The 17,295-nt window shown below is 64.3% G+C and carries 17 protein-coding genes; 10 read left to right on the forward strand and 7 right to left on the reverse strand.

The genetic code is table 11. The features are described 5' to 3' along the window. Positions 1-160 precede the first annotated feature (160 nt). From ACIP21_RS14845 to ACIP21_RS14890, 10 genes are all read left to right on the forward strand, one after another. Positions 161-568, forward strand: a complete 408-nt coding sequence (locus tag ACIP21_RS14845; protein WP_400688637.1) for an ExbD/TolR family protein — start codon at positions 161-163, stop codon at positions 566-568. Between the two features lie 3 nt (positions 569-571). Further along, on the forward strand, positions 572-1,315 hold the full coding sequence (locus ACIP21_RS14850) for an energy transducer TonB (RefSeq protein WP_400688639.1): 744 nt from the start codon (positions 572-574) through the stop codon (positions 1,313-1,315). 64 nt (positions 1,316-1,379) lie between these two features. Beyond that, positions 1,380-3,695: a TonB-dependent receptor gene (locus tag ACIP21_RS14855; protein ID WP_400688642.1), complete on the forward strand. Its 2,316-nt coding sequence runs from the start codon at positions 1,380-1,382 to the stop codon at positions 3,693-3,695. 62 nt (positions 3,696-3,757) lie between these two features. Further along, positions 3,758-4,399, forward strand: a complete 642-nt coding sequence (locus ACIP21_RS14860) for a MotA/TolQ/ExbB proton channel family protein (RefSeq protein WP_400688644.1) — start codon at positions 3,758-3,760, stop codon at positions 4,397-4,399. A 15-nt stretch (positions 4,400-4,414) separates the two neighbouring features. Beyond that, complete coding sequence (locus ACIP21_RS14865; RefSeq protein ID WP_400688647.1) at positions 4,415-6,124, forward strand: bifunctional metallophosphatase/5'-nucleotidase; 1,710 nt, start codon at positions 4,415-4,417, stop codon at positions 6,122-6,124. Continuing rightward, positions 6,114-6,530, forward strand: coding sequence for a cytidine deaminase (locus ACIP21_RS14870; protein ID WP_400688649.1), 417 nt, complete (start codon positions 6,114-6,116; stop codon positions 6,528-6,530). The genes ACIP21_RS14865 and ACIP21_RS14870 overlap by 11 nt, the downstream gene beginning before the upstream one ends. 34 nt (positions 6,531-6,564) lie before the next feature. Continuing rightward, the gene (locus ACIP21_RS14875) at positions 6,565-7,824 is read left to right on the forward strand and encodes a NupC/NupG family nucleoside CNT transporter (RefSeq protein ID WP_400688652.1); all 1,260 of its coding nucleotides are present in this window, start codon (positions 6,565-6,567) and stop codon (positions 7,822-7,824) included. A gap of 62 nt (positions 7,825-7,886) precedes the next feature. Beyond that, on the forward strand, positions 7,887-8,852 hold the full coding sequence (locus tag ACIP21_RS14880) for a S1/P1 nuclease (protein ID WP_400688655.1): 966 nt from the start codon (positions 7,887-7,889) through the stop codon (positions 8,850-8,852). Between the two features lie 15 nt (positions 8,853-8,867). Further along, positions 8,868-9,959 (forward strand): endonuclease/exonuclease/phosphatase family protein, encoded by a 1,092-nt coding sequence (locus ACIP21_RS14885; protein WP_400688658.1) that lies wholly within the window; start codon positions 8,868-8,870, stop codon positions 9,957-9,959. Between the two features lie 102 nt (positions 9,960-10,061). Next, on the forward strand, positions 10,062-10,682 hold the full coding sequence (locus ACIP21_RS14890) for a TetR/AcrR family transcriptional regulator (protein WP_400688661.1): 621 nt from the start codon (positions 10,062-10,064) through the stop codon (positions 10,680-10,682). 3 nt (positions 10,683-10,685) lie between these two features. Here the strand turns inward: ACIP21_RS14890 and ACIP21_RS14895 are convergent, their stop codons facing one another. The 7 genes from ACIP21_RS14895 to ACIP21_RS14925 form a co-directional block, all read right to left on the reverse strand. Then, complete coding sequence (locus ACIP21_RS14895) at positions 10,686-11,294, reverse strand: hypothetical protein (protein WP_400688663.1); 609 nt, start codon at positions 11,292-11,294, stop codon at positions 10,686-10,688. A gap of 1 nt (position 11,295) precedes the next feature. Next, a complete protein-coding gene (locus ACIP21_RS14900) occupies positions 11,296-11,994 on the reverse strand; it encodes a hypothetical protein (RefSeq protein ID WP_400688665.1) in 699 nt (232 codons plus the stop codon). Positions 11,995-12,088: 94 nt separating this feature from the next. Then, positions 12,089-12,874 carry a phosphate ABC transporter ATP-binding protein PstB gene (pstB, locus tag ACIP21_RS14905; protein WP_205299823.1) on the reverse strand — a complete coding sequence of 262 codons (786 nt, stop codon included), beginning with the start codon at positions 12,872-12,874 and terminating at the stop codon, positions 12,089-12,091. A gap of 50 nt (positions 12,875-12,924) precedes the next feature. Beyond that, positions 12,925-13,818: a phosphate ABC transporter permease PstA gene (gene pstA, locus ACIP21_RS14910; protein WP_400688667.1), complete on the reverse strand. Its 894-nt coding sequence runs from the start codon at positions 13,816-13,818 to the stop codon at positions 12,925-12,927. Continuing rightward, positions 13,815-14,783 carry a phosphate ABC transporter permease subunit PstC gene (pstC, locus tag ACIP21_RS14915; RefSeq protein WP_400688670.1) on the reverse strand — a complete coding sequence of 323 codons (969 nt, stop codon included), beginning with the start codon at positions 14,781-14,783 and terminating at the stop codon, positions 13,815-13,817. Before pstC ends, pstA begins: the two co-directional genes overlap by 4 nt. 72 nt (positions 14,784-14,855) lie before the next feature. Next, positions 14,856-15,887 carry a phosphate ABC transporter substrate-binding protein PstS gene (pstS, locus tag ACIP21_RS14920; protein ID WP_400688672.1) on the reverse strand — a complete coding sequence of 344 codons (1,032 nt, stop codon included), beginning with the start codon at positions 15,885-15,887 and terminating at the stop codon, positions 14,856-14,858. Between the two features lie 211 nt (positions 15,888-16,098). After that, positions 16,099-17,253 carry an MFS transporter gene (locus ACIP21_RS14925; protein ID WP_400688675.1) on the reverse strand — a complete coding sequence of 385 codons (1,155 nt, stop codon included), beginning with the start codon at positions 17,251-17,253 and terminating at the stop codon, positions 16,099-16,101. Positions 17,254-17,295: the final 42 nt, after the last annotated feature.

The following is a 17,295-nucleotide window of genomic DNA, read 5'->3' on the forward strand; positions in this document are numbered from 1 at the left end:
GGCATTGCGCCACTTAATCAAATTGTAACTTCATGCACCTAGGGTGTCGTTCCTGACATCGGTGCCAGCTTTCGACGATTACCCGGCGGAGTGCTCACACCAGGTCGAAACCGTCGTGCCGTTCGGCCCGACCGACGCACAAACCGGGAGTGCCAGAGCAATGCGCAGTTGGGAAGAACCGAAGAAGAAACGCCTGCACATCGAGATCATTCCGATGATCGACGTGATGATGTTCCTGCTGGTGTTTTTCGTGCTGATCAGCCTGAACGTGATTCCGGCCCTGGGCATCAAGACCCAGCTGCCGGGCGCCGCGCACGCCCAGCAGCTCAAGCCGCAGAACAAGGCCGTGATCACCCTGGGCCAGGACCTGCGCCTGCAGCTCGACGGCCAGGACCTGGGCGAAGAAGAGCTGGTCAGGCAGCTGAAGGCGCTGGAAAACGCTGACCAGAAGCTGGTGGTCATCCTCAACAGCGATCAGGGCGTGGAAGTGGGTCGGCTCGTGGCAGTGATGGACCTGCTCAAGAGCAACGGCTTCGCCTCCGTCTCCATCGCCACGCGCAAGTTGTAAACCATGTCGGCCCTGTACAAATCGCGAAAAGCCCTCGCCTGCCTGCCGGCGATCTGCCTGCTGGCGGTCGCTGTCCACAGTGCGATGAAAGCGGACCTGAAGATCACCCCCAGGTACGACGACAGCACCGTCGAGGTGGCGCTGATCGACCCGGCCGAGTTGCAGCCGCAACCGCCACCTCCGCCACCGCCCGAGCCGCAGGTGCAGCCGCTGCCGGAGCCGGATCCGGAGCCCGTGGTGGAAGTGCCCGAGCCGCCGCCCAAGCCCAGGCCGAAACCTCCTGTGCCCAAGCCGCAGCCAGCCAGGCCGCAAACGCAAGTCGCAAAGACCGCGCCGGCGCCGCAGCCGCAGGTCAGCGACCCGGCACCCGCCAAGCCGACCCCGGCGCCCACCGTCGCCAAGGCCGCCGCGCCACCGCCGCCCCCGGCGGTGAACACGGCGGCACTGGAGAACAGCTACATCGCCGCCCTGTTGGCGGAACTGGAGAAATACAAGCAGTACCCGCGCGGCCGTGAGGCCTCGCTGCAACGCCCGGTCGGCAACGTGGTGATCTGGTTGCTGGTCGATCGCAGTGGTGCCGTGCTCGATTCCGGGATCGAAAAGAAGGCCGCGAGCATGTTGCTGAATAAAGCAGCGCAAACCAGCCTGCGCCGTATCGAGCAAGTAAGACCCTTTCCCCAGGCGGTATTCGAGGGCAGGGATAAATACCGGTTTACCGCGACACTTGTTTACAACATCGAAAATTAAAACCTGCCTTCATGGCCGGCGCGGAATCACCGTGCCGTCTTGACATGTTCAAAGGGGAAGTGTGGTGAAGTTGAATAAGTTGTTTGTTACCTTGCTGGCGGTCGGCTGTGGCGGCTGGACGGCCGCGTCCTTTGCCGAGGAGTCCATGGACATCGGCGACGTCAATGTCACCGGGCAGACCCTGGGCAACGGCATGATGGTCCAGGAAGAAGCGGCCAAGGCCCGCTCCACCGTGACCAAGGAAGCCCTGGACAAGATGTCGCCCACCGGCAACGGTATCGACAAGCTCAAGTACACCCCCGGGGTCAACGTCTCCAGCGACGACAGCACCGGCCTCAGCGGTTTCTCCTTCACCATGCGCGGCATGCAGGCCAGCCAGGTCGGGGTGACCATGGACGGCATTCCGATCAACGACTCGGGCGACTTCTCCATGTACCCCAACCTGCTGGGTGACCCGGAGAACCTGCAGGAAGTGTTCCTCACCCAAGGCTCTTCGGAACTCGACGCACCGCACATCGGTGCCAGCGGCGGCAACATCGGCCTGGTGTCGATGGCCCCGAGCAAGGACGCCGGTGTGTTCATCAAGCAGACCCTTGGCAGCAACAACCTGGACAAGACCTTCGTCCGCTTGAATACCGGCGAATACAACGGCCTGAGCAACTATATTTCCGCGTCCAAGACCAACAGTGACAAATGGAAAGGCAAAGGCGACCTCGACGCCGAAAAGTTCGAACTCAACAGCCTGTTCAAGTTTGGCGAAGGCAACAGCATCAATGCCCTGCTCAAGTACCACAAACAGGAAAACTACAAATACGTGAAGCCGAGCCTGGCCCAGTATCATTCGGACCATAAGTACGACTTCCCCAACGTGCCGACCTACAACTCGACCACCGGCAAGTTGACCACCGCCAGTTACAAGACCAGCGTCAACCCGTTCGAGACCATGAGCGCCACGGTGACCGGGCGCTTCCAGCTGCGCGACGACCTGCAGCTGACCGTGCAACCCTATTACTACTATGCCGACGGCGGCAGCTACAGTGCCTTCGGCTCCCCGGCCACGCTGTTCAGCAATACCAACTCCAGCGGCAACTACGACCTGAGCAACCTGAAGACCTCGGCCCAGTACAACGCCGACGGCAACCCGGTCAGCGGCCGTTACTATCGCCCGTCCTGGACCGAGACCTGGCGCCCTGGCATCAACACCAAGCTGAGCTGGGCCATCAACGACGAACACACTTTCGACGTCGGCTACTGGTACGAACGCGCCCGCCAGCGCCAGAGCCAGCCGTTCGTGCCGCTCAAGGCCGATGGCAGCCCGACCGACCTGTGGGCCGATTACAACGACAGCAACCAGGTCCGCGATGCCAACGGCAACGTCGTCCAGGGGCGCAACTATTTCACCATCACGCCTTCGCACAAGCTGTTCGTCCAGGACACCTGGAACGCCACCCCCGACCTGACCCTGAGCGGCGGCGTGGCCTACGAACACTCCGAACGTGACGGCGAGCTGCGTGCCAGCCTCTATGACACGCCGACCAAGCGCGATGCCACGTACCACGAGTTCCTGCCGAGCTTCAACGCCAAGTACCAGCTCGACACCAGCAACTCGTTGTTCTACAGCGTCTCCCGCGCCATGCGCACGCCGCCGAACTACGTGCTGTACAACGGTGGCGACTCGATGAGCCTGAAGCCCGAGCTGAGCTGGAACAACGAGCTGGGCTGGCGTTACGCGAGCGACGACATGGCGCTCAGCGCCACGCTGTTCTACCTGCAGTTCAAGAACCGGCAGATCTCCAGCCGTAACCAGATCACCGGCGACTACGAGATGCTCAACGTCGGTGAAGTGAAGAACCGCGGCCTGGAACTGGAATGGAGCGGGCTGCTGCCCCACGACTTCAACTACTACGCCTCGTACACCTACACCGAAGCCGAACAGCAGGACACCATCAGCTACTACGGCATCGACCTGCCGACCAAGGGCAAGCAGGTGGCCGGTGTGCCGAAGAACATGTTCAACCTGAGCCTGGGCTACGACGACGGCCGCTTCTACGGCAACGTCATCGGCAAGTTCGTCGACAACCAGTACGGCGACATGACCAACGACCAGTCGATCCCGCACTTCACCACCGTGGACCTGAACCTGGGCTACCGCCTGCCGGTGAACAGGAAGTACATGAAGAGCGCCGCCGTGCGCCTGTCGGTCAGCAACCTGTTCGACCGCGAATACCTCAGCGGCGTCGACAGCGTGGCCTTCACCTCCGCGCAGTACAACCCGGGTTTCGGCAACGGTGGCGCGAACAACCGCAGCACCATCGGCACGCCGTACTACAACATCGGCGAAGAGCGTACTGCCGCAGTGTCCTTCGAAGCTGAGTTCTGACCCTGACCCGGGGCAGGCCCGCGCCTGCCCCGCCCTACTTTCCTGCATCGAGGCAACCCGCCATGAACATGGACCTGCTGCACGACATCACCTTCTACATCATGTACGGCGCCGCCGCCCTCGCCGCCTTCGTGGTGGTGGAACGGGGCATCTTCTTCGCCTACAACCTGCGCAAGGCGCGCGCCCTGGAAGCCGCCCTGCACAACAAGGTGCGCCACTTCAACGAACTGCCCGCGGCCCTGCGCGAGCGTGACAGCCTGCCGCTGGAGCTGCTGCGCCAGCTGTTCGAAGGCCGCGGCCAGCTGCACTCGCACAATGAACTGGAAGACCTGGGCCAGGCCATCTACATCGGCATGCGCGGCAAGCTCTCGCGCAGCCTGTGGATGCTCGAGGCGGTGGTCGCCGGCGCTCCGCTGCTGGGCCTGCTGGGTACCATCCTGGGCATCATCGACACCTTCAAGGCCCTCGCCGAAGCCGGCGTCTCCGACCCGGGCGAAGTGTCCCGCGGCATCGGCACAGCGCTGTACGCCACCGCCCTGGGGATCGCCATCGCGCTGATCGGCCTGGTGTTCAACAACCACCTGCAGGATCGCCTGGAACTGATCACCGATCACCTGAAGATGCTCCTGCTGCGCGCCGGCATGGGTACACCGTTTGCCAGCAAGCCGGTTGCCGCCCAGGCCACCGCCCTGCAACCTGTCTGATCGAGCGGAGCCTTCATGTCGCACGCGCCTTTCGTACCCCGCCCGCGGCCGCTGCTGCTGGCCGCCCTGCTGCTGGCCAGCGGCTGCCAGAAAGCCCCGGCACCGGTCGACGTTCACATTGCCGCACTCAACGACTTCCACGGCAACCTGCTGTCCAGCCCATTGCAGTACACGGATGCCGCCGGCCCGGTCAAACTCATGGCCGGTGGCCTCGGGCCGCTCAGCGGCGCCCTGGCCGAGCTGCGCCAACAGGACCCGCAACTGCTGCTGATCGGCGCCGGCGACATGGTAGGTGGCAGCCCGCCGATCTCCTCGATGTGGGCCGACGAACCCAGCCTCGCGGCCCTCAAGCTGCTGGGGCTGAAATTCTCGGTGGTCGGCAATCATGAGCTGGACCATGGCAAAGCCGAGCTGCTGCGGCAGATCGACGGCGGCTGCCAAAGCAGCCGCGAGCAGGCCTGCCAGTTCGACAAGGCCTTCAAGGGCGCAGGCTTCCCCTACATCTCTGCCAACCTGATCGACCAGCAGAGCGGCAAACCCCTGTTCGCTCCCTACCGCATCGAGCAGGCCCACGGTGCCCGCATCGCCTTCGTCGGTGCCACCCTGCGCAATGTCGATGCCTATGTCAGCGGCAAGAGCATGCAAGGCCTTGCCACCCTCGACGAGGCCGAGGCGATCAACGCCCTGCTGCCGGAACTGCGCCAGCAGCAGGTCGACGCCGTGGTCGCGGTGATCCACCAGGGCGGCACCACCCCCGAGCGCTTCGACCAACAGGACTGCAGCCAGCTCAGCGGGGAAGTGGTGGAAGTGGCCAGGCGCCTGGACCCGCAGATCAAGGTGGTGGTCACCGCCCACACCCACCAGGGCTACCTGTGCCGCCTGGGCGACAAGCTGGTGACCCAGGGCGCGTCCTACGGCCGACTGCTCACCCAGCTGACCCTGACCGTGGACACCCGCAAACACCAGTTGCTGGCGGTGAAGGCCAACAACCTGGTGGTGGATGCTGCGCGCTACAGCGCCAGCGCCGAAGTCGCCCCGCTGCTGGCCGAAGTCCAGGCCCGCAGCCAGGCCCTGCTGGGCAAGCCGGTGGCCCGCCTGGCCGCCCGCGAAGTGCTGCGCGTGACCAACGAAGCCGGCGAATCGCCGATGGGCGACCTGATCGCCGACTCGCAACTGGCCGCCACCCGCGAACTCGGCGCCCAGGTGGCACTGATGAACCAGGGCGGCATGCGCATGGACCTGACCCTCGACGAGGGCCAGGATCGGGTCAACTACGGCCAGGTGGCTGCCGTGCAGCCGTTCAACAACAGCCTGACCCTGCTCACCCTGAGCGGCGCGCAACTGCGCGAACTGCTGGAGCAGCAATGGCAGGACGGCGGCATGGGCTTCTACCCGTTGCAACCCTCGGCGTCGCTGACCTACCAATGGGATGCCAGCCAGCCGAAAGGCCAGCGCGTGCTCGCCAGCAGCCTCAAGGTCGACGGCCAGGTGGTGCAGCCCGAACAGCCCTACCGGATCGTCATGAACAGTTTCCTCGCCGAAGGCGGCGACAACTTCACGGTGCTCAAGCAGGCCAGCGAGCGGCTCGACACCGGCATCAACGACCTGGAGTCGATGATCGGCTACCTGCAGGCCCAGGACCGTGCCGGTCAGCCGGCCGGCTTTGGCCAGGCGCAACAGCGCATCCGCAAGGTCGCCGAGCAGGTGCTCAGCCATGCGCCCTGAAGCCTGGCAGGCGCTGCATGGCTTGCTGCTGCCGCAGGCCATTGCCGCGGCGGACAGCGCCTGGTGCCCGTATTCGGCGTTCCCCGTCGGTGCCGCGCTGCTGTGTGGCGACGGTACGGTCATCCGCGGCTGCAACGTGGAGAACGTGTCCTACGGCCTGACCAACTGCGCCGAGCGCAGCGCGTTGTTCGCTGCCATCAGCCAGGGCCAGGCGCCCGGCAGCTTCAAGGCGATGCTGGTGTACGCGCCCAAGGTGCCAGTGATCTCGCCCTGCGGCGCCTGCCGCCAGGTGATGGTCGAGCTGCTGGCGCCGGACTGCCCGGTGATCTGCGTCGGCCACGATGCGGCAGCGAGCCTTCACTGGACCGCCGGGCAATTGCTGCCCGGCGCCTTTCGCGCGTTCTGACGCCAACCTGCTGAGCTTTTCCGGGGATTCGTCGATGGGCTTCATCGGTATCGTGGTGTTGTTGCTGATCGCCGTGGCGCTGTCCAACAACCGCAAGGCCATTCGCTTGCGTACCGTCGGCACGGCCTTCGCCGTGCAGGCCGGGCTGGGCGCCTTCGCCCTCTACGTACCCTGGGGCCAAAGCGCCCTGGGGGAGATTTGCGCCTCGGTGGCGTCGTTGCAGGACTACGCCAACCATGGCATCGCGTTCATCTTCGGCGGCCTGAGCAGCACGCGGATGGCCGAGGTGTTCGGCGCCGACGGCTTCGTCTTCGCCATCCGGGTACTGCCGGTGATCGTGTTCTTCAGCAGTTTCATCGCAGTGCTCTACTACCTGGGGATCATGCGCGTGGTGATCCACGTGATCGGCGGCACCCTGCAGCGCCTGCTGGGCACCAGCCGCACCGAAGCAATGGCGGCCACGGCGAACATCTTCGTCGGCCAGACCGAGGCACCCATGGTGATCCGCCCCTATGTACGCAGCCTGACCCGTTCCGAGCTGTTCGCGGTGATGGCCGGCGGCATGGCCTCGGTGGCCGGCTCCGTGCTGATCGGCTATGCCAGCCTGGGGGTCGAACTCAAGTACCTGATCGCTGCCAGCGTCATGGCCGCCCCTGGTGGCCTGTTGATGGCCAAGCTGATGGAGCCGGAAACCGAAGTCCCCCACGAACACCCCGACGACCTGCCGGGCCAGGCCCATGGCCAGCCGGCCAATGTCATCGATGCCGCCGCCATCGGTGCCTCCGCCGGCTTGCACCTGGCCCTCAATGTGGGTGCCATGCTGCTGACCTTCATCGGCCTGATCGCCCTGCTCAACGGCCTGCTCGGCTGGACCGGCAGCTGGTTCGGCCAGCCGCAGCTGAATCTGCAGCTGATACTCGGCCATTGCCTGGCGCCGCTGGCTTTCGTGCTGGGCGTGCCCTGGCATGAGGCCGTCACGGCGGGCGGGCTGATCGGTGAAAAACTGGTGCTCAACGAATTTGTCGCCTATGCCGACTTCGCCCGCCTGCTCGACCCAGCCCAGGCTGCGGCCAAGGGCATGCCGGTGCTGAGCGCCCAGGCCCAGGTGATCGTCACCTTCGCCTTGTGCGGCTTCGCCAACCTGGCTTCCATCGGTATCCAGCTGGGCAGCCTGGGCATCATGGCGCCTGAGCGGCGCGCCGATATCGCCCGGCTGGGGCTCAGGGCAGTGGTCGCTGGCACTCTGTCCAACCTGATGAGCGCAGCACTGGCCGGGGTCTTCCTGGCCCTCTGACACGTGGCCGGCATCTTCGCCCGTTGCCTTGTACCGCAAACTTCAACAAGGAGAACCTGCAAGTGACTGTGAGCAAATTTCTGAAAACTGGCCTGGTAGTGGCTGCCAGCCTGTGGGCCGGCCAGGCATTGGCCTGGGGCCAGCAAGGCACCGCGCTGGTCGGTGAACTGGCCCAGCGCCAGTTGACCCCCGAAGCCAAGGCAGAAGCCCTGCGCCTGCTCAGCCAGATCAAGCAGAGCGACTTCGCCGTGGTCGCCAACTGGGCCGGTAACCTGGAAAAGAACCCGCAGAACCAGGTGCTGTGGGAAAACACCCGCAACCAGCTCAACGTGGTCTACAAACGTGACGACTGCACCTTCCAGCAGACTCGCGACTGCCCCGATGGCGCCTGCACCGTGGCGGCGATCGAGCACAACCGCGACGCCCTGGCCGACCCCAAGGCACCCAGCCAGACGCGCCTGATGGCCTTGCTGTTTCTCATCCACCACAGCAGCGATGCCAGCTCTCCGCTGAACAACAGCTTCAAGGCGGACCGGGGCGGCTACGACTATCCCGTACAGGCCGGCGCCAAGACCTACAACCTGCGCCAGGTCTGGGACGACTTCCTGCTGGGCGCAGCTCGGCTCGACGTCAAGGCCTATGCCGACAAGCTGCAGAAAGACCTGCCCGCCGCCGACTCCAGCAACCCGGCGCAATGGTCGCAACAGGCCTGCCGCATCGTGCGCGATGACGGCATCTATCCGCAGAAGGCCACCGGCAAACGCAAGCTGCCGAGCAAGCAGAGTGTCGATGACGATGACACCGGTGGCAGCGACTACAGCGCCAAGACCCTGGCCTACAACCGGACCGGCAAGGAGTACAACCGCGGCGACAAGCTGATGAACGAGCAGTCGGCCAGCGCTGGCGGCATCGATGCCCGTTACATGAGTACCTTCGTGCCCTTGGCCGAACGGCAAGTGCAACTGGCCTCGGTGCGCCTGGCGCAACTGCTCAATGCCGCGCTGATCGCTGGCCGCCCAGCTTCCTGACTCGGGAGAATCGCCATGGACACCTTACGCTTGCGGCATCTGCCGCTGCTCTTCGCCTTCGGCCTGGTCGGCTGCGGGTCCGCGCCGGTCAGCGAACACCCCGAGCAGCGTGTATCGCTGATGACCTACAACGTCGAAAACCTGTTCGACACCACGCATGACCAGGGCAAGGACGACGTCGCCTACCTGCCCCTGAGCGTCAAGCAGGCCCACCCAGAATACCTCGCCAGCTGCGCCAGGATCACCGTCAAGCCTTGGCGCGACGAATGCGAACACAACGACTGGAGCGATGCCCGGCTTCAGGAAAAACTCACCCGCCTGGCAGCAGTGATCAGCCAGACCGACGGTGGCCGCGGGCCGGATATCCTCATGCTCGACGAAGTAGAGAACCGCACGGTGCTGGAGCGGCTCGACCAGCACCTGACAACGTCGGGCTACCAGACCCAAGTGCTGCTGGAAGGCTGGGACGAGCGCGGCATCGACACCGCCGTGCTCAGCCGTCTGCCCCAGTGGGGCGAGCCGATCCTGCACCGGGTGCCCTACCGCAACGAGCAAGGCGACAGCTCGGACAAGACCGGCAAGACCCGCGGCATCCTCGAAGTCCGCCTGATGCTGCCTGGCGGCCAGAAGGCCTCGGTGTTCGCCGTGCACCTGCCCTCCGGTGGCGCCCCGGGCTACCTGCGGCGCCAGGCGCTGGAGTACCTGGCCGAGCTCAAGCGCCAGTTGCCGGCGGACGTGCTGCCGATCGTCGGTGGCGATTTCAACATCAATGCCGGCGAGGAAGCCACGCACCACTCCATCGCCAGCACCCTTGCCAGCGACTGGGACGTGTCGCACCTGATCGGCTGCGACGACTGCAACGGCAGCTATTACTACCACCGCGAGCGGCAGTGGTCGTTCTTCGACATGCTGCTGTTCCCCAAGGCCATGAACGGCGACGGCTTCAATGGCTGGAAGGTCGACCGCGCCAGCATCCACATGCCCAGGGCGAGCGTCTACCAGGTGAACAGGTGGGGCGCACCGGCGCGCTTCGACGGCGGCCAGCACCCCGAGGGTGTCTCCGACCACTGGCCGATGTATGCACAGATCTACCGCAGCGCACCTTGAGCCTCGATAATGGGATCGTTTTCCGGGCGCCCACGGATGTGGCGCCCGCCTTCTCGAGGGCGTCAGAGACTTACTGCCACGAGCACCAGTGCCGGGAATGGAATGAGTAACCACAAGATCAAGATTCGCCGCAAGAACGTCGAAAAGATTCTGCTCGCCGCCGAGCAGGTGTTCGCCGAACAGGGTTACGCAGGCACGTCGATGATCGATATCGCCAGGCGCGCCGAGCTGCCACGCTCCAACCTGCACTACTACTTCGCCACCAAGGACGAACTGTACCGTGAAGTGCTGGTCAACCTGCTCGGCGACTGGGAACGCGAGGGCGCCTGTTTCGCCCACTTCGACGACCCGCGGGTGGTACTGACCAGCTACGTGCGGGAAAAGATGACCCACTCACGCTTGCGCCCCCACGGCTCCAAACTGTGGGCCAATGAAATCATGCACGGCGCCCCGCTGTTTCGCGACATCATCGAGGAACACCTGCTGGCCGGTGCCAAGTTCAAGGAGGACAAGATCCGCCAATGGGTCGATGAACAGCGCATCCGCCCGATCGCGCCCTTCGCCCTGCTGTACATGATCTGGGCCACGACCCAGCACTACGCCGACTTCGACTACCAGGTCAGGGCGCTGAACGGTCATCAGCCGCTCAGCGACGAGCAGTTCGAACAGGCGCTGCAGACCATCACGACCGTGGTGTTGCGCGGGATCGGGCTGGAGCCCTGAGGGTCACGACGCCAGTGCCTCCGGGCAGCGCGGCGCGGGTGCCTCATGCCGGAACGATTGCTGCCAGGCCAGCTGGGCCTGCACCTTGAGCGCAGCGTCCATGACTTTCTGCGCCCAGCCCTCGTCCTCCGGGTCAACCACGACCACGCGGAAGCCATGGTCATCGCCTTCGATCCCGACGCCTTCGGAGTCATCCACGTGCAGGTCGATGTCAAAGGCTGGTGGATACTTCGACGGGGCATTTTCGAGGCCGTGTGCCGCCACCACGTGGTTGTGCCGATCGCTGTTGACCACGCCATCGACGTGGATGCCGTAGAGCATCAGCCAGCGCCGGATGTAGGACGGCGTGCGCCCCGACGAGGTGTAGATCCAGATGCTGCAGCCCTGGCGGCGCAGGTCGCGGATCAGCGAGCGGGTGCCGATGCGCAGGGGTTCGCCCAGCCAGCGGTGGATGCACTCCGGCAGCTTGCTGTTCTCGGCAGGGCTGTGATGGGGCAGGCAGGCGAGCGTATCGTCGATATCGAACGAGATGCGCACCTGCGGACGGCGGGCCTTGCGCCCCAAGCCCTGCCATGCCCTGCGCCCGTGGTCAGGCATCGAGGAACCGGTCATGTCAGTGGCCTCCCTGACAGGCTGGCACGGTGGCCCGGCCCAGGAAGAACTGATCGGGCTCGGGCGCTTTCGCTTCGAGAAAGGCCGCGTATTTTTTCTTGATCTTGGGCAATTCGTACAAGGCTTTGACACCGTGTTTGGCGGAGTTGCGAATGACCGAGGACGGGTTGAAGTAGCCCTCGGCGTTGTCCAGCGTGAGCACGAATGGCGGCAACCCGGCGCGCATCAGCAGGTAGCTGACGATCAGCGAGCCCGTGCGGTTGTTGCCTTCGATGAACAGCTGTGGCTTGCTGAGGATCCGTACATAGACACCCGCCGCGCGCTTCCAGATCGAATCGCTGCGGTACGAGCAGTACCAGTTGTACAGGTCCTTGATGCCACCCTCCACGTTGTTGAAAAAGTGTGCCTCGGTCGCTGCCAGGTGCTGGGCGAACTCACGACGGCGTGCCGGATCGCTGCCGCACAGCACGGTGGCGTTGATTTCCAGCATCAGGTTCAACTGCTGGAGGTCGAACAGGTCGATACCCCGTGCGACATAGTCGTCAATCAGGGCGTAGCCTTCAACCACATTCTGCAGCACCTCGTCGGTAAACGGGTCGCGCGGTTCGGTGAAATGCCGGCTGAGTTCGCAGAAACGGCCCTGCACCTCGCGCAGTGCGCGTTCTACCGCTGGCAGGTCAAGTCGACGCGTGGCACGCATTGGAAATCCCGAGTAACACTTTAACGGAAGGTAAAAAGGCCAGACGCGGGAACCTTTCGGTTCTCGCGTCCGGCCGACGTGGCGAGTGAGCCGATCAGCTGAACTTGCCGCTGATGTAGTCACTGGTCAATTGTTCACGCGGGTTCTGGAAGATCTGCGTGGTCGGGCCCATTTCCACCAGGTAGCCGGTGCGGGTGCCCTGGGAAATGTCCACCGAGAAGAACGCGGTGGTGTCGGCGACGCGGATCGCCTGCTGCATGTTGTGGGTCACCAGGGCGATGGTGTAGTCCTTCTTCAGCTCGACCATCAACTCCTCCACGCGACGGGTGGCGATCGGGTCGAGCGCCGAGCACGGCTCGTCGAGCAGCAGCACTTCCGGCTCGGTGGCGATGGCACGGGCGATGCACAGGCGCTGCTGCTGCCCACCGGACAGGGCCAGGCCGCTGACCTTGAGCTTGTCCTTGACCTCGTCCCACAGGGCAGCGCCCTGCAGGGCGTGCTTGACGCGGTCGCCCAGGTCGCCCTTGTAGCGGTTCAGGCGCAGGCCGAAGGCGACGTTGTCGAAGATGCTCATGGAGAACGGATTCGGCTGCTGGAACACCATGCCGATGTAGCGGCGCACCACCACCGGGTCGACGCCCTTGCCGTAGACGTCCTGGCCGAGGAAGTGCACGTGGCCTTCGAAGCGGAAGCCCTTCACCAGGTCGTTCATGCGGTTCAGGCTACGCAGCACGGTGCTCTTGCCGCAGCCGGACGGGCCGATGAAGCCGGTGATCTCGTTCTTGCGGATCGGCACGTGGCTGTCACGCACGGCCATGAAGTTGCCGTAGAAAATCTTGTCGAGCTTGCAGTCCATGACTACAGGTGTCTGATCGACCATGGGAGCGACTCGCTGCGCAGTGGATACGTTCAAGTTGGATGCTCCCTTTCTCAGTACTTGGGCTTGCCGAAGATACGGCTAAGAATGTTGACGACCAGCACGATCATGACCAGCACCAGCGAGGCCGCCCAGGCGAGCTCCAGCTGGTTGTCGAACGGCATGCCGGAGAAGTTGTAGATCAGCACGGCCAGCGAGGCGGTGGGGTTCATGACCGCCAGGCTGCCTTCGTGGAGGATCCAGTAGTTGCTGAACAGCGCGGTGAACAGCAGCGGCGCGGTCTCGCCGGCGGCACGGGCCACGGCCAGCATGACGCCGGTGAGGATCGCCGGCATGCCGGTCGGCAGGACGATCTTCCAGACCACCTGGGCGCGGGTGCAGCCCATGCCGTAGGCGGCGTCCTTCATGATCTTGGGCACCATCTTCATGGCTTCCTCGGCGGTCAGCACGACGATCGGCAGCATCAGCACGGCCAGTGCCACACCGCCCGCCGGGGCCGAGTAGGTGCCGGTGGTCATCACCACCAGGGCGTAGGCGAACACGCCAGCGAGGATCGACGGCAGGCCGGTGAGCATCTTGGCGGCGAAGCGCGAGGCATTGGCCAGCTTGCTGTCCGGGCCCAGCTCGGCGAGGAACACCGCCGCGAGGATGCCGACCGGCACCGCGATGGCGGCAGCGATGCCGACCATGACGAAGGTACCGGCCATGGCGTTGCCGAAACCGCCGCCCATCTCGAAGCCGGTGGGTGGCAATTCGGTGAACACTTCCAGGCTCAGGCGCGCGCCACCACGGGTGATCAGCATGTACAGCACGGAGATCAGCGGTACGCTGGCCAGCAGGGCCACGCACCATACCGTGCTGGTCAGCATGATGCTGCGCAGGGCGCGGCCTTCGAAGCGGCGCTGCAGGCTGGGCATCGGGTTGGCTGGGGCAGTGATGTCGGTCATTGTTTGTTACCCCGCTGGGCGTAGAGCATGATCATCGAGCCGAACACGTTCACCAGCAAGGTGATGAACATCAGCACCAGGGCGGCGTACATCAGTACTTCGATCTCGTTCGGGCCGGCTTCCGGGAAGTTCAGCGCCAGCAAGGCAGCCAGGGTGTTGGCCGGGGCGAACAGCGAAAGCGTGATGGTGTTGGCGTTGCCCACCAGCATGGCCAGGGCCATGGTTTCACCCAGCGCACGGCCAAGGCCGAGGACCAGGGAGCCGAAGATGCCGGTGGCGGCGGACGGCACCATGACCTTGAGGATCGCTTCCCAATGGGTGGTGCCCATGCCGTAGGCAGCCTGCTTGGTCTTCATCGGCACGCTGGTCAAGGCGTCCTGGGACACCGCGGCAATGGTCGGCAGGATCATGATCGCCAGTACCAACGCCGCCGGCAGCAGGCCGGGGCCACTCAGGGAGGTACCGAAGAACGGGATCCAGCCCAGCTCGCTGTTGAGCCAGGTGGTCAGTGGCCGGATGGCCGGAATCACCACGTAGATGCCCCAGAGGCCGTAGACCACGCTGGGGATGGCGGCGAGCAGCTCGACGATGGTGCGAAACACCGCGGCCAGCTTCGCCGGCAGGAAATCCTGGGTAAGGAAAATGGCCATGCTGACGCCGAAGAAGCCAGCGATCAACAAGGCGATCAGGGCGCTGTAGAGCGTGCCCCAGATAGCAGGCAAGATACCGTATTTGCCTTGGTTGACATCCCACACACTGCCGAACAGCACGTCGAAACCGTGCTTCTCCATGCCGGGAAGGGCTTTGCGTCCTACTTCGTACACCAGCGCGAAGACCAGCGCCAGGACCAGCACCACACCGATACGCGCAAGCGCACGGAAGGTGCGGTCGACCAGGAAGTCCTTGGCGGACGGTGGCCGGCACGCGGAATCGGGGTTATCCGGTATGGCAAAGGGTGTGTTCATGGGCTAATTCCGGGACAAGGGACAAACACCCCCGGCATGGCTGTCATCGCCACGCCAGGAGCGCCTGGGGCATTACTTGATGTTGGCCGACGCTTTGCGCACTTCGTCGACAACCAACGCAGGCAGCGGGATGTAGCCCATCGAATCGGCGATGGTCTGGCCCTTGGTCAGGCCGTACTCGACCATTTCACGCATGGCCTTGGCCTTTTCCGGGTTGCCGTTGTCCTTGCGGAAGATCATCCAGGTGTAGGAAGTGATCGGGTAGGACTTGGCGCCTTCCGGGTCCGGCAGCTGGGCGATCAGGTTTTCCGGCATCTTCACCGCGGCCAGGGCCTCGGCACCGCTCTCGGCGTTCGGCACGACGTAGTGACCGGCCTTGTTCTCCAGCTCGGCGAAGTCGACCTTGGCCAGCTTGGCGAAGCCGTACTCGATGTAGCCGATGGCGCCTGGGGTCTGGCGCACGGTGGCGGTCACGCCATCGTTCTTCGGCGACTTGATGAACTTGTCGGTGGCCGGCCAGTTGACGGTGTTGCCTTCGCCCAGTGCAGTCTTGAAGTCGGCGTTGATGGTCGACAGGTGCTTGGTGAAGACGGCGTTGGTGCCGCTGGAGTCGGCGCGCACCACCACGGTGATCGGCATGTCAGGCAGCTTCAGGCCTGGGTTGGCCTTGACGATCAGTGGATCGTTCCACTTGGTGATCTTGCCCAGGAAGATGTTGGAGTACACATCGCGTGGCAGCTTGAGGCCTTTCGGGTTGCCCGGCAGGTTGTAGGCCAGGACGATTTCACCGGCGGTCATCGGCAGCAGCTGCACGCCTTCGGCGACCTTGGCGATGTCGGCTTCGCTCATGGCCGAGTCGCTGGCGGCGAAGTCGACGGTCTTGTTCAGGAAGTCCTGTACGCCCGCCCCGCTCCCCTTGGACTGGTAGTCGACGGTGACGCCAGCGGTGTTCTTGCTGAAGTCCTTGAACCAGGTCAGGTAGATCGGTGCCGGGAAGCTCGCGCCGGAACCGGTCAGGCGAACGTTCTCGGCGGCAAAAGCACCGGAGGTGGCGCAAAGCGAGACGGCAACGGCAAGTGCAGCAGACTTCATTCGGCGAATCATTGAAAGTGCTCCTTGTGATGGCCGGCACACTTTGCATCACCTGTGTTACAGCTTTGTGACGATTGAATGGCACTCCATTCATTCGGCCCCTCTAGGTCGGGGCTGACAGGCAGTTGGATGGTTTTCCTCTGGTAACCGGATGTAACTAGTACTTTGCTACACCGCCCGGCGCGCGCGGCTTGTGCCGCGCCGCCGGACGGACGTGCAGCGCTCAATAAGCCGCCTTGTCACCTACCCGCCTGGACCCGCCCCCCAGGCACGTAAAGGCAAAGGCCAGCACCAGCGCCGCCGTGCCCAGCAGGAAGATCAGTTGCTGGTTGGAACCAGATACCAGCAGGGCGATCAGCGCCGGGGTCACCGCCGCAGCGCCCATCAGGGTGATACTGACCAGCGGCGTCAGCTTGCCGGTGGGGTCGTTGGTGGTGATCAATGCCATGTAGTACGACAGCGACAACACCCAGCCGAAATTGATCAGCAGCAGCGCGACGAACAGCTGCATCGGCGTGCGGGTGTGGCCGGTGAGCATGGCGATGGAAACGAACACCGCCAGCAGCCCCACGGCGATCATCAGCTGGCGGTTGACCCGTGCCCCCAGCAGGCTGGGCAGCCCGGCCCCCGGCAAACCGCCGATGGCCGACAGGCCGAACGCCCAGCCGATGTCGACGCCGTCGATGCCCTGGTCACGGGCCAACTGGTCGATGAAGCCCCACACACAATAGATGGCGATCTGCATGAACAGCATGCCCACCAGCGCACTGCGGCCAGTACGCGCAGAGCCGCCCTGGGCCGGCGATGCCACGCCGCTTGCCAATGCCGCGGCCGGGCGCTTGGGCAGCACCAGGCTGGCGCCACAGATCAGCAGGTACCAGAGGCCGAAGGCCGCCAGGGCGGTCACCGTGCCGCTTTGTGCGGCCAGCAGGGGCAAGGCTGCGGAGAACAGCGAGTACTCCGGCGTCTGCAACAACAGCATCAAGCCGAACGAGCGGTCCTGATTCGGCAGTCGGCCCAGGGTGGACACCGCGTAGGCATACACCAGCCCGGCGCAGGTGCCGGCGGCCAGACGCACGATCAGCAGCAGCGTGCTGCTGCCGGCGAACGCCGTGGCCAGGCTCAAGGCCACGCACAGCAAGCCGAACAGCAGGCACAGGCCGCGCCCGCCATGGCGCTTCATCAACGGCGGGCACAGCAAGGTGCCCAGGGTCATGCCGATCATCTCCACCGACACCACCCAGCCCTGCTGGTCGAGCGACAGGCTCAGCTGTTCGGTGACCAAGCCCATGAAGATGGGTTGCACGCCACAGACGATGAAGGAAGTGCAGGCAATGAAAATGAGGGCGGCACGCAGTCGCCTGGAATCGTTGAGCATGGGTTGACCCCGAGAGTTGTTTTTATTGTGAATGTGCTGAGC

The organism is Pseudomonas sp. NPDC089401, assembly GCF_044749485.1.
In the GTDB taxonomy this organism is placed as follows: domain Bacteria; phylum Pseudomonadota; class Gammaproteobacteria; order Pseudomonadales; family Pseudomonadaceae; genus Aquipseudomonas.